The sequence below is a fragment of the Agrococcus casei LMG 22410 genome, assembly GCF_900163565.1.
GTDB classification, from domain to species: Bacteria; Actinomycetota; Actinomycetes; order Actinomycetales; family Microbacteriaceae; genus Agrococcus; species Agrococcus casei.
Genome location: NZ_FUHU01000041.1, coordinates 43,444 through 54,900, shown reverse-complemented (window position 1 = coordinate 54,900; position 11,457 = coordinate 43,444). Strand labels below are relative to the sequence as shown.

At 67.6% G+C, this 11,457-nt stretch carries 14 protein-coding genes; 9 read left to right on the top strand and 5 right to left on the bottom strand.

The features are described 5' to 3' along the window. Positions 1 to 2 precede the first annotated feature (2 nt). Together CZ674_RS10110 and CZ674_RS10105 are read left to right on the top strand one after the other, a co-directional pair. The gene (locus tag CZ674_RS10110) at positions 3 to 479 is read left to right on the top strand and encodes an Lrp/AsnC family transcriptional regulator (RefSeq protein ID WP_086992400.1); all 477 of its coding nucleotides are present in this window, start codon (positions 3 to 5) and stop codon (positions 477 to 479) included. A gap of 42 nt (positions 480 to 521) precedes the next feature. Beyond that, the gene (locus CZ674_RS10105; RefSeq protein ID WP_086992399.1) at positions 522 to 1,877 is read left to right on the top strand and encodes an FAD-binding oxidoreductase; all 1,356 of its coding nucleotides are present in this window, start codon (positions 522 to 524) and stop codon (positions 1,875 to 1,877) included. A gap of 70 nt (positions 1,878 to 1,947) precedes the next feature. Here CZ674_RS10105 and CZ674_RS10100 read toward each other — a convergent pair whose 3' ends face one another. Next, positions 1,948 to 2,862, bottom strand: a complete 915-nt coding sequence (locus tag CZ674_RS10100; RefSeq protein WP_159456958.1) for an asparaginase — start codon at positions 2,860 to 2,862, stop codon at positions 1,948 to 1,950. Next, a complete protein-coding gene (locus tag CZ674_RS10095; RefSeq protein WP_086992453.1) occupies positions 2,840 to 3,367 on the bottom strand; it encodes a methylated-DNA--[protein]-cysteine S-methyltransferase in 528 nt (175 codons plus the stop codon). The genes CZ674_RS10100 and CZ674_RS10095 overlap by 23 nt, the downstream gene beginning before the upstream one ends. A 109-nt stretch (positions 3,368 to 3,476) precedes the next feature. Between CZ674_RS10095 and CZ674_RS10090 the strand changes: the two genes are divergently transcribed. After that, the gene (locus CZ674_RS10090) at positions 3,477 to 4,046 is read left to right on the top strand and encodes a histidine phosphatase family protein (RefSeq protein ID WP_159456957.1); all 570 of its coding nucleotides are present in this window, start codon (positions 3,477 to 3,479) and stop codon (positions 4,044 to 4,046) included. Between the two features lie 10 nt (positions 4,047 to 4,056). Here CZ674_RS10090 and CZ674_RS10085 read toward each other — a convergent pair whose 3' ends face one another. After that, the gene (locus tag CZ674_RS10085) at positions 4,057 to 4,428 is read right to left on the bottom strand and encodes an FKBP-type peptidyl-prolyl cis-trans isomerase (RefSeq protein WP_086992396.1); all 372 of its coding nucleotides are present in this window, start codon (positions 4,426 to 4,428) and stop codon (positions 4,057 to 4,059) included. 142 nt (positions 4,429 to 4,570) lie between these two features. On the opposite strand from CZ674_RS10085, the gene CZ674_RS10080 reads away from it, so the two are divergent. Continuing rightward, entirely contained in the window at positions 4,571 to 4,993 is a 423-nt protein-coding gene (locus CZ674_RS10080) for an OsmC family peroxiredoxin (protein WP_200810087.1), read from the top strand. A gap of 70 nt (positions 4,994 to 5,063) precedes the next feature. On the opposite strand, the gene ald is transcribed toward CZ674_RS10080, so the two are convergent. After that, positions 5,064 to 6,143, bottom strand: a complete 1,080-nt coding sequence (ald, locus tag CZ674_RS10075) for an alanine dehydrogenase (protein WP_086992394.1) — start codon at positions 6,141 to 6,143, stop codon at positions 5,064 to 5,066. Between the two features lie 126 nt (positions 6,144 to 6,269). Between ald and CZ674_RS10070 the strand changes: the two genes are divergently transcribed. The 5 genes from CZ674_RS10070 to CZ674_RS10050 all read left to right on the top strand — a co-directional run bounded on the left by CZ674_RS10070 (position 6,270) and on the right by CZ674_RS10050 (position 10,793). Further along, complete coding sequence (locus CZ674_RS10070; protein ID WP_086992393.1) at positions 6,270 to 6,764, top strand: Lrp/AsnC family transcriptional regulator; 495 nt, start codon at positions 6,270 to 6,272, stop codon at positions 6,762 to 6,764. 189 nt (positions 6,765 to 6,953) lie between these two features. After that, complete coding sequence (locus CZ674_RS10065; RefSeq protein WP_086992392.1) at positions 6,954 to 8,003, top strand: NAD-dependent epimerase/dehydratase family protein; 1,050 nt, start codon at positions 6,954 to 6,956, stop codon at positions 8,001 to 8,003. Between the two features lie 108 nt (positions 8,004 to 8,111). Continuing rightward, the gene (locus tag CZ674_RS10060) at positions 8,112 to 8,636 is read left to right on the top strand and encodes an adenine phosphoribosyltransferase (RefSeq protein WP_086992391.1); all 525 of its coding nucleotides are present in this window, start codon (positions 8,112 to 8,114) and stop codon (positions 8,634 to 8,636) included. Between the two features lie 56 nt (positions 8,637 to 8,692). After that, complete coding sequence (locus CZ674_RS10055; protein WP_086992390.1) at positions 8,693 to 9,790, top strand: glutathione S-transferase family protein; 1,098 nt, start codon at positions 8,693 to 8,695, stop codon at positions 9,788 to 9,790. Between the two features lie 76 nt (positions 9,791 to 9,866). After that, entirely contained in the window at positions 9,867 to 10,793 is a 927-nt protein-coding gene (locus CZ674_RS10050) for a VOC family protein (RefSeq protein ID WP_086992389.1), read from the top strand. A gap of 72 nt (positions 10,794 to 10,865) precedes the next feature. Here CZ674_RS10050 and CZ674_RS10045 read toward each other — a convergent pair whose 3' ends face one another. After that, entirely contained in the window at positions 10,866 to 11,372 is a 507-nt protein-coding gene (locus CZ674_RS10045) for a Dps family protein (RefSeq protein WP_086992388.1), read from the bottom strand. Between the last annotated feature and the right edge of the window lie 85 nt (positions 11,373 to 11,457).

Below are 11,457 nucleotides of genomic sequence, written 5' to 3'. Positions count from 1 at the left end.
TCATGAAGATCGACACGACAGACGCCAAGATCGTCAGGCTCTTCACCGAGCATCCGCGAATGAGCGTGCTCGAGGCATCCCGCCAGCTCGGCGTCGCGCGCGCGACCGTGCAGGCGCGCCTCGACAAGCTGATCGACGGAGGCGCCATCTCGTCGCTGTCACCGCGGCTCGACCCGACGAAGTTCGGATACTCGGTGTCAGCATTCGTGTCAGTTCGAGTCGAGCAGGGGGCCGGGCATGCGAATCTCGGCGAGTTCCTGGCGGGCATTCCCGAGGTGACCGAAGTGCACACGGTCTCGGGCGACTTCGACGTGTTCTGCCGCGTCGTCGCCACCTCGAACGCAGACCTGCAGCGGGTGCTGGATCGCATTGCCGCGCATCCCACTCCCGTGCGAACTTCGTCGTCGCTCGTGCTGACCACGCACTTCGAGAACCGTGCGCTGCCGGCGTTCGAGGCTGCGGCAGAGCACCCCGCCTAGACTCGAACGCGGGCTTCGAACCCTGCGAACAGGAGGAGAACTGTGACGACCGACGCGCTGCACGAACTTGCCGAGGCGCTGAACGACGGCGCCCTCACGACTGACGACGATCGGCTTCGCGCAGCCACTGCCGACCGGTCAGGCAAGGTCGCTGACGGGCTCCCCCTGGCAGTCGTCGACGCACAGAGCGTCGCGGATGTGCAGGCGGTTCTGCGCATCGCCCAGGCACACAGCATCCCCGTGGTGACCCGTGGCGCCGGAACCGGGCTCGCCGGCGGCGCCATCGCAGGCGGCGGCGAGATCAGCCTCTCGGTTGCTGCCATGCGCCGCATTCTCGAGGTGAACGCCGACGACCAGCTCGCGGTCGTCGAGCCGGGCATCATCAACGCCGATCTCAACACAGCCCTTGAAGAGCACGGCATGTGGTGGGCGCCCGACCCCGCGAGCCGGGCCATCTCCTCGGTCGGCGGCAACATCGCGACCAACGCCGGCGGGCTGCTCTGCGCGAAGTACGGCGTGACCCGCGAAGCGGTGCTCGGTCTCGACGTCGTGGTGCCCGGCGGCGAGCTGCTGCGCCTTGGTCGCCGCACCGTCAAAGGCGTGACCGGCTACGACCTCACGTCGCTCATGATCGGCTCCGAAGGAACCCTCGGCGTCGTGGTCGGGGCAACGCTCAAGCTGCGCCCGCTCGTGCCGGGCACACCGTGGACGATCGGCGCGCAGTTCACCGACGAGCGCACGGCCGCTGAAGCGTGCGCTGCGATCACTGCAGCGCGCATCCGCCCCGCCATCATGGAACTCGTCGGCGGCGTCGGGCTCAGCGTGCTCGCGCAGTACACGGGCGCCGACCTCGAGGGCGCCTTCGTGCTCGTGCAGGCCGACGACCACGACGCCGAGCAGACCGCGAACGCGGCCGCCGAGATGCTGCGCTCGTTCGGCGGCGTGGTCGAGCAGACCGACGACCTCGAGCGCGCCGCGCACCTGGCTGAGATTCGCCGGCAGATGATGCCTGCGATGGAGAGCGTGGGCACGGTGCTCGTGGAGGACGTCGCGGTTCCGAGATCGCGCATGGCCGACATGTTCTCGATCTGCAATGAGATCGGTGCCCGCCACGGCGTGACGATCGCCAACGTGGCGCACGCCGGCGACGGCAATCTGCATCCGTCGTTCGTGTTTCCGGAAGCCGAGCCGACCGAGGCAGTGTGGGCCGCTGCCGAAGAGGTCTTCGCGCAGTGCATCGCCCTCGGCGGCACACTCACGGGCGAGCACGGCGTTGGCGTGCTGAAGGCGCGCTGGCTGCGCCAGGAGCTCGGGGATGCGCAGTACGCGCTCCAGCAGCGCATCAAGTCGGCGTTCGACCCGCAGGGGATCATGAACCCGGGCAAGATGTTCGGCTGAGGGGTTTCGAGACACAGCTGCGCCGTTCCTCAACCACCGGAGGCATCACTCGTCAGCCTTCGACTACAGCTCAGGCGAGGGCTGAGATCACCTTCGCACCGGGGTGACGCAATTCGAGCGCCTCTGCGTTCTGCTCGACCGCATCCGCCGGAATGTGGCCGGCGCGCACGAGCATGTCGAGTGCCGCGACCGTGGCTGCACGGCGTGCTCCGTCGAAGCAGTGTGTGACAGCGGTGACGCCGGTCGGCAGCGTGATCGCAACCGTGCCCTCTGCGCCGAACTTGCAGATCGCCGAGAACACCGAGCCGATCACGGTGTCGGGCTTGCCGGCGGCCTCGATCACCTCGGGGTGGCTGATCATCGCGCGTCCGGCACGCAGCAGCTCCTCTTCGACGCTCGAGCCACCGGCAACCGCAAGCTGTCGATACGCACGCGCAAGACCGACCGCGGTAGTGCTGTGCACGGGTGCACCGCATCCGTCTGCCACTGACGCCTGCGCCTCATCACCGGTGAGCTCAGCAACAACCGCACGCAGTCGCTGCTGCACGGGGTGCTCAGCGTTGCGGTAGTCGTCGGCTCCGCCCTGCTGCTTCGCCGCGGCAACCATCGCGATGTGCTTGCCGACGCACATGTGCGCGAAGCGGCCTGCCTCGCTGTCGTCGCGCGACTCGGTTACGGGGCACTGCAGCTCGTCTTCGTCGACGCCGAGCGCGGCAGCCATGTCGGCGGCGAGGCTCGAGTGTATGGCGAGGCGACCGTGCGAGGCACACGCGAGCGCGAGCTGACGCTCATTCTCGATGACGACACCCTGCCCCAGCAGTCCGGCGGCGTAGAGCGGCTTGAGACTCGAGCGCGCGAGAAAGTGCTGGCCGTGCACGTCGCCGTGCTCTTCGACGACACCGCCGTCTTCGTCGAGCAGCACCGCGAGGCCCTCGTGCCACGACTCGATGAATCCGCCTCGGTCAACCTTTGCGATCGTCGTCACGTCTGCTGTGCTCCTCGGTGCTGGTGATGGCCGGCTCGAGGGCGCCCTCAAGCTCGAGCAGCGTCCGCTTGCGCTCGATGCCACCAGCGTAGCCCGTGAGCTTGCCGCTCGATGAGATCACCCGATGGCACGGCACGACGATCGAGACGGGGTTGCGACTGTTCGCGAGCCCCACGGCCCTGACCGCCGTTGCACTGCCGATGAGCGCCGCGATCTCGCCATAGGTGCGGGTCTCGCCGAACGGAATCTCACGCAGCGCCTGCCACACGCGCTGCTGAAACTCGGTGCCCTCAGCGCGCACATGCACGTCGAACGCTGTGCGCTCCCCCGCGAAGTACTGATCGAGCTGGGTCACGACGTGCTCGAAGGCTGCGTCGTCGCGATCGCCGAACCGCGTGGTGTCGGGCGCGGGCGAGTGGTCGGGCATGAAGAGCCCGTCGAGGGCCCCGCGGTCTCCGACGAGGGTGAGCGTGCCGATCGGCGATTCATAGGTCGTGTGTGCCATGCGAACATTCGAGCACACGGATGCGCGCCCAGGCACCGGCGCTGCAAGACTGTGCAGAGTGCGGGCCTGTGGAGAGTCTGTTCACCGCGCGTCGCCTAGGCTGGCGACTGTGAGAATCGCACTCGTTCGACATGGCCAGACCGATTGGAACGCCGCCCAGCGCGTGCAGGGAGCAACGGATGTTCCGCTCAATGACAGAGGGCGCATCCAGGCTCAGGAAGCCGGAGAACGGCTGCGCGACGAGGGCGACCTCTGGGAAGGCGTCGTGGCCTCACCGCTCGACCGCGCGAGCGTCACGGCCGAGATCATCGCAGACGTGCTCGGCCTGCCGATGCTCGGAACCTATGACGACCTCGCCGAGCGGCAGTACGGCGTCGTCGAGGGCCTCAACGTGTTCGAGGCACGCAAGCAGTACAGCGTCGGCGGCGAATGGGTCGGACCCGGAGTCGAGCTGTTCGAGCACCTGCAGGAGCGCGCGCTCAGAGCCATCGACCTCGCCGCGACCGAGCATCCGATCGACGGACTCCTCATCGTGGCCCACGGCACGCTGATCCGCAGCGTGGTCGACCTGCTCACGGGCGAGCGCACGCAGTCAATACCGAATGCGGCCTCGGTCCGCCTCGAGGGCGAACCGGGCCGCTGGAGCGTCACCGCCGGCATCGTGCCGGCTGACGCCTAAGAGGTGCAGATCAGCTGACGCCGATGAGGTCGCAGACGAAGATCAGCGCCTCGTTGGGCCCGATCACGCCGCCTGCGCCGCGCTCGCCGTACGCGAGGTGCGGAGGAATCGTGAGCTTGCGGCGACCGCCGACCTTCATGCCCTCGATGCCCTGCTCCCAGCCGGCGATGACCATGCCGACGCCGAGCGGAAACTGCAGCGGCTCGCCGCGGTTGTAGCTGGCGTCGAACTCCTCGCCGCCCGAGTGGGTCACGCCCACGTAGTGCACCGAGACGGTGGTGCCGGGCTTGGCCTCAGCGCCGTCGCCGACAGTGATGTCTTCGATGACGAGTTCTTCGGGCGCGGGGCCCATGGGTGCGTCGATTTCTGGCTTTGCAGTCATGCCGACAAGTCTTGCACTGTTCAGCCGCGCATCCGCTCGTATGCGCCGAAGGCGAACACGGTATGGCGGGCCGGGCCCGGCCTGCATAGGCTGGCATCAGAGCCCGTCACAGACGGGACCACCGGCAATCAAGGAGGAACCCGTGGCAGTAACCAGCAAGGCCAACGCAGTTTGGAACGGATCGCTGACTGAAGGCAGCGGCCAGGCGAAGCTCAGCTCGGGATCCGAGCACTCGTTCACCTGGAAGGCCCGCGCCGAAGAGGGCGGATCGACCACTCCTGAAGAGCTCATCGCAGGCGCTCACTCGGCCTGCTACTCGATGGCACTCTCGAACGAGCTGCACGACGCCGGCTTCAAGTCGGAGCAGGTCGCAGTGTCGGCCGAGGTCGACTTCGACATCTCGAAGGGCGGCATCACCGAGATCCGCCTCTCGGTCGAGGCCAAGGTCGCCGACATCGAGCAGGCCAAGTTCGAAGAGATCGCGAACGCCGCCAAGGAGGGCTGCCCCGTCTCGAAGGCGCTCGCCGGCACCGAGATCGTGCTCGCCTCGGCGAAGCTCGTCTAGCTCGACACACAGACGCGAATGCCCCCGGAGAAGACTCCGGGGGCATTCTGCCGTCTGGGCGGATGCGCGCTTACAGACCCAGCGCGACCTTCACGGGTTCGTTGACAACCTGACCGCCTGCGACGTTGAGACCCAGTGCGAGTGCTGCGTCAGCATCCGCCGCCGCCTCCCAGCCCTTGTCTGCAACCTTGAGCACGTACGGAAGCGTCGTGTTGGTCAGCGCAGCCGTCGCCGTCGCCGGAACCGCGCCCGGCATGTTCGCCACGCAGTACATGACAGCGTCGTGCAGCTTGAACGTGGGGTCGGCGTGCGTCGTGGCCTTCGAGCCCTCGAAGCAGCCGCCCTGGTCGATCGCGATGTCGACGAAGACCGCGCCGGGGCGGGCCGTCTTGATCATCGCGTCGGTGACGAGCTTCGGAGCAGCCGCACCCGGGATCAGCACCGAGCCGATCACGAGATCTGCCTTGGCGACCTGCTCGGCCAGCGCGTACGAGTTCGATGCGAGCGTCTTGATGCGACGGCCGTAGAGCGAGTCGAGCTGACGCAGGCGGGGCAGCGAGACGTCCATGATCGTGACGTCGGCGCCCATGCCGAGTGCCGTGGCAGCTGCGTGCTCGCCCGCGACGCCGCCGCCGATGACGACGACGTTGGCGCGCTCTGTTCCCGGAACACCGCCCATCAGGATGCCGCGTCCGCCGTTGGTCGCCTTCAGGTGGGTCGCGCCCTCCTGCGCCGACAGGCGGCCTGCGATCTCGCTCATCGGGTTGAGCAGCGGCAGGCTGCGGTCGGGCAGCTGCACCGTCTCGTAGGCGACTGCGGTCGTGCCTGCGGCCATGAGCGCCTCGGTCAGCGGCTTGTCGGCCGCGAGGTGCAGATAGGTGAAGAGGATGTTGTCGGTGAGGAACCCGTACTCAGCAGGAGTCGGCTCCTTGACCTTGAGCACGAGCTCCTGGGCCCACGCCTCTTCGGCCGTGTCGACGATGATGGCACCGGCCTCGCGGTACTCGTCATCGCTGAAGCCCGATGCGACGCCGGCGCCGGCCAGCACTCGCACCTCGTGACCTCGTTCGACAAGCGCGTGCGCTCCGGCGGGGGTGAGGGCGATGCGGCCCTCGTTGTTCTTCGTTTCGGCAGGAACTCCAACACGCATGATCGACTCCTTTGTGATCGTGACTAACGCTGTTTACATACGTCATCGTGGGGCATCGTGCGACCCTGGTGCTTGATCATCAAATCTTCTTGCGCTTTCGGGGCGGATGCCCGCAGAATGTTCGATATGAGCATTCTGCGCCAGCGTCCCGCCGAAGAATCGACGCAGCTGACCCCCACCGACCGCGCCATCGTCGACGAGCTTCGCAGCGACGGGAGGCTGCCGAACGCCACGCTCGCCGAGCGCGTCGGCCTCTCGCCGTCGGCCTGTCACAGCCGCGTTCGGGCACTTCGCGACCGCGGCGTGATTCGCGGATTCACCGCAGACGTCGACCCTGCCGCGCTGGGCTGCGCGATTCAGGCGCTCGTGTTCGTGCGCATCCATCCCCGTGCCCGCAGCGGGCTCGAGCAGTTCGCCGAGACCCTGCGCGTGCGACCCGAAGTGGCGCAGCTGTACTTCTTGGGCGGCAGCGACGACTTTCTGATTCACCTGTGGGCACGCGACAGCAACCACGTGCGCGACTTCGTGCTCGATGCCCTCAGCTCGAGCCAGGCCGTCGCCCACACCGACACGAAGCTGATCTTCGACCACCACAGGGCTGTGACACCGACTGCGCTGTGAGCTGGTTGCGGCGTGCGAGCCGCCCGCGGTTCTGATCACCGACGCGACTTTCTCGGTCGCTCAGCGGCGCCGCGACAATAATTGACGCGGAATCCCTCAACGACCGAGAAAGGAGCACTCACCCGCCCGCGGCCAGCGCCGACAGCGAACGTCAGCGCGCGGAAAGCAGTTCTGCAGTTGACTGAATCCATGCGACGCGTATTGATTCTCGGTGGGACCGGTTGGCTGGGGCGCGAGATCGCGCGGCTCGCGGTCGCAGCCGGCGACAGTGTGACGTGTCTTGCCAGAGGCGAATCCGGTGCGGCTCCTGCCGGCATCGAGTTCGTGCAGGCCGATCGCCGGAAGCCCGGCGCGTACGCCACGCTGCAGCGCGACTGGGACGAGGTCATCGAGCTCGCCTACGAGCCCGAGCTCGTGCAGCCGGCGCTGGATGCCCTCGCCCGGCATGCCGCCCACTGGACGCTGGTGTCGACGGTGTCGGTCTATGCCTCAAACGATTCCCTGGGCCCGAACGAGCCCCTCGCCGACGAGACTGCCGCGCTCGTGCATCCGACTGACATGGATGACTACGGCCACGCCAAGGCCGCGGCAGAAGCGGCAACAGCTGCGGCCCTCGGCGGCCGAGAGAATCGCCCCCGGCTGCTCACCGTCAGGCCCGGCCTCATCGTCGGCCCCGGTGACCCGACCGACCGGTTCGGCTACTGGCCCGCCCGCCTGCAGCGCGGTGGCGCCGTGCTGGCACCGGATACACAGTCGCGGTTCGTCCAGGTCATCGACGTGGCAGACCTCGCCGAGTGGCTCGTGCGCGCCGGCCGCGAGCGCCGCACCGGCATCGTGAACGCTGTCGGCGATGTGCATCCCATGGCTGATTTCTTCGCCCAAGCGCTCGAGGCAGTGCGCTCTGACGCAGACCTCGTGACCGCCGAAGACGCCTGGCTCGTCAAGCACGGCGTCAACTACTGGGCAGGACCTCATTCGCTGCCGCTGTGGATTCCGACAGCGGATGCCGGGCTCACACAGCGCAGCAACCGGCGGTACCTCGAGGCGGGCGGCACCCTGCGGCCCCTGCACGAGACGATCGAGCGATCGCTCGCCGACGAAGTCGCCCGAGGGGTCGACCGGGCCCGGCGATCGGGACTCAGTTCCGCCGAGGAGCGCGAACTGCTCACAGCGCTCGCCCGCGACGCTGACCCGGGTGCTGCTTTCTCGGTCGCTCAGCGGCGCCGCGACAATAATTGACGCGGAATCCCTCAACGACCGAGAAAGGAGCACTCACCCGCTCGCGGCCAGCGCCGACAGCTCTCGCTGACCGATAATCTGGAGCCTGCCCGACCCGAGGAGCCCACTGTGTCATCTGCCGCCATCCAGCGAGCCGAGTCGCTGATCGTCTCGATCCCCGATCATCCGCAGCCAGGCGTCACCTTTCGTGACGTCATGCCGCTGATCGCCGACGCGGGTGCGCTGCGCGCTGTTGTCGAAGAGATGCTGCGGCCGTTCGCCGGCCAGTACGACGTGATCGCCGGCGTCGAGGCACGCGGCTTCGTGCTTGGCGGCGTCGCCGCGGGCCTGGCGGGCAAGGGCATGCTGCCGATCCGCAAAGAGGGCAAGCTGCCCCGACCCGCTGGCCGCGAGGAGTATGCGCTCGAGTACGGCACTGCAGCCGTCGAGATCCAGGCCGATGTGCCCGCTGGCACGCGCATCCTGCTGATCGACGACGTGCTCGCCACCGGCGGCACGCTCGCCGCCTCGGTCGCGCTCACGCGCAGCCTCGGGCTCGAGCCTGTCGGCATCACGACGCTCATGGAGCTCGACGCCCTCGGCGGCCGCTCGAAGCTCGGCGACATCCCGGTGCACACGGTCTTTCACGAGTAGGCACTCGTCAGATGCGCACGGCGCAGATAGCGTGGAGGCAACAACAGGAGGCAGACATGGCCGACGAGTTCAGCACCAAGGGCGCCTACGTGACGGGCGGCGAGTTCAGCCGCGACACGAACTACATCGAAGACCGCATCGTCGCTGATCCCGACGCGATCCGCGCGATGCCGGCTCCGCCGAAGTCGAAGGTCGGCTCGCTCGGCGCAGGCCTGACAGAGGGCGCCGAGGCCTGGCCGGTCGAACCCGGCCGCTACCGTCTCGTCGCCGCCCGCGCGTGCCCGTGGGCGAACCGCACCGTCATCGTGCGGCGTCTGCTCGGGCTCGAAGACGCGATCTCGCTCGCGCTGCCCGGCCCCGTGCACGACGTGCGCTCCTGGACATTCGACCTCGACGAGGGCGGCCGCGACCCCGTGCTCGGCACCGAGCGCGTGCAGGAGAACTACTTCAAGCGCTTCCCCGACTACCCCCGCGGCATCACGGTGCCCGCGATCGTCGACGTGCCGACCGGCGGCGTGGTCACGAACGACTACCCGCAGATCACCCTCGACTTCTCGACGCAGTGGCGCGAGTTCCACCGCGAGGGCGCTCCAGATCTGCTGCCCGAGCACCAGCTCGACGAGATGTGGGATGTCATGACTCGCGTGTTGACCGAGGTGAACAATGGCGTCTACCGCTGCGGGTTCGCCGGCAGCCAGCAGGCCTATGACGACGCCTACGACCGCCTCTGGACCGCAATGGACTGGCTCGAGGAGCGCCTCGCATCCCGTCGCTTCCTGATGGGTGAGACGATCACAGAAGCGGATGTGCGGCTCTTCACGACGCTCGCCCGTTTCGATCCCGTCTACCACGGGCATTTCAAGTGCAACCGGCAGAAGCTGACCGAGATGCCGAACCTGTGGGGCTATGCGCGCGACCTGTTCCAGACGCCCGGGTTCGGCGACACGATCGACTTCCTGCAGATCAAGCAGCACTACTACATCACCCACGAAGACGTGAATCCGACCCGCATCATGCCCGCGGGCCCCGACTTGGCGAACTGGCTTGACGAGCATGATCGCGCATCCCTCGGAGGCTCTCCGTTCGGCGATGGCACTCCCCCGTCCCCGGTGCGTGAGAGCGAGCGGGTTCCGGCGTCGGGTCTGGCAAAGTAGTTAAAAACCGGAATACTCTGGCGGGCAGCGCGGTTGTCTCATGCAACAGTCCGACGAACTCCCCTGAGGTGCCCCAATGACAACAACCACCCCTGCAGCTGACGGCCGCGTGATCTACGCGCAGGCCTCGATGGATGCCGTGACGCTTCGCGTCGGCGACCTCGAGCAGATGACCTCGTACTACGCCGACTCGTTCGCGATGCAGCCGCTTGACGAGCGCTCCAGCGGCGCCGAGACCCACCGCGTGCTCGGCCGCGGCACGACGCCCATGGTGCGCCTCGTGCACACGCCCGACCTGCCCGCCGGCAGCCCCCGTGACGCCGGTCTGTTTCACACCGCATTCCTCTTCGACGATGCCCCGGCACTTGCCGCGACCGTCTATCGTGCAGCCCAGCATCCGCTCTCGAAATTCGTCGGATCGAGCGACCACCTCGTGAGCGAGGCGTTCTACTTCACCGACCCCGAAGGCAACGGCATCGAGCTGTACACCGACCGCCCCCGCGAGGCATGGACGCGCGAGCGCGGCCAGATCATGATGGACACCACCTGGCTCGACCCCAACCGCTACCTGCAGTCGCACCTCGACCAGGAGACCGTCGACGCCGGGCCCTCGATCGCGGGTCGCGTCGGCCACGTGCACCTGCAGGTCGGTGACATCGAGACCGCGAAGCGCTTCTACGTCGACGGCATCGGCTTCGAGCCCACGCTGTCGGAGTATCAGGGCGCGCTGTTCGCCTCTGCCGGCGGCTACCACCACCACGTCGCGATGAACACCTGGAACAGCGCAGGAGTCGGCCCGCGTGCCGCCGCCCTCGGACTCGGCAACGTCGAGGTGACGGTGCCGCAGAGGGACGACCTGGATGCGCTCATCGCCCGACTGCGCAGCACGGGTGTGCAGTACGCCGACAATGGGCGCACCGTGACAGCGACTGACCCGTGGGGCACGCTCGTCACCGTCTCGCTGCCCGGCACGACCGTCGAGGAGCACCTCGAGCGCGCGTAGCCGCGAGTCTCTGACGCGAAGACGCCCCGTGAGCCGATGTGCTCGCGGGGCGTCTCGCTTGTCGCCGCTGGGTCAGCTGGGGATGTCGCCCGCTGCGTCTTCGAGGTGTGCGCGCATGAACCACTGGAACTTCTCGAGCTCACGCGTCTGGCCGACCAGCATGTCTTCGGTCATGGGGTCGAGCTTGCCGGTGGCCGAGATGGCGTCGCGGTTGTCGATGATGACCGCTTCGTAGACCTTCGAGAGCGCCTGCAGGTGGTTCTGCGTGGATGCGCGGTCAACGTCGTAGACGTCGTCGCTGTGCACGTACTCGCTGCGACCGGGAACACCGATCGGCGAGCCGCCGAGGGCCGCGATGCGCTCTGCAACCTCGTCTGCGTAGCCGCGCACGAGGTCGATCTGCGGGTCGAGCATCTCGTGGACGCCGATGAAGTTGCGTCCGACGACGTTCCAGTGGGCGTGCTTGAGCGTGAGGTGCAGGTCGTTCATCGAGTTGAGGCGATCCTGCAGAATCGCGTTGATCTCCTGGCCCTTGTCGAGCGAGAGACCGGGAACCGTGTAGGGATGCGTGTCAGCCATGAGTCCTCCTTGTAGGCGAATCGAAACACCGCTGCGGAGTGCTGCTTGCCCTGCCGCGGCGGAGCGTATGGCTCAAGCCTAGGCC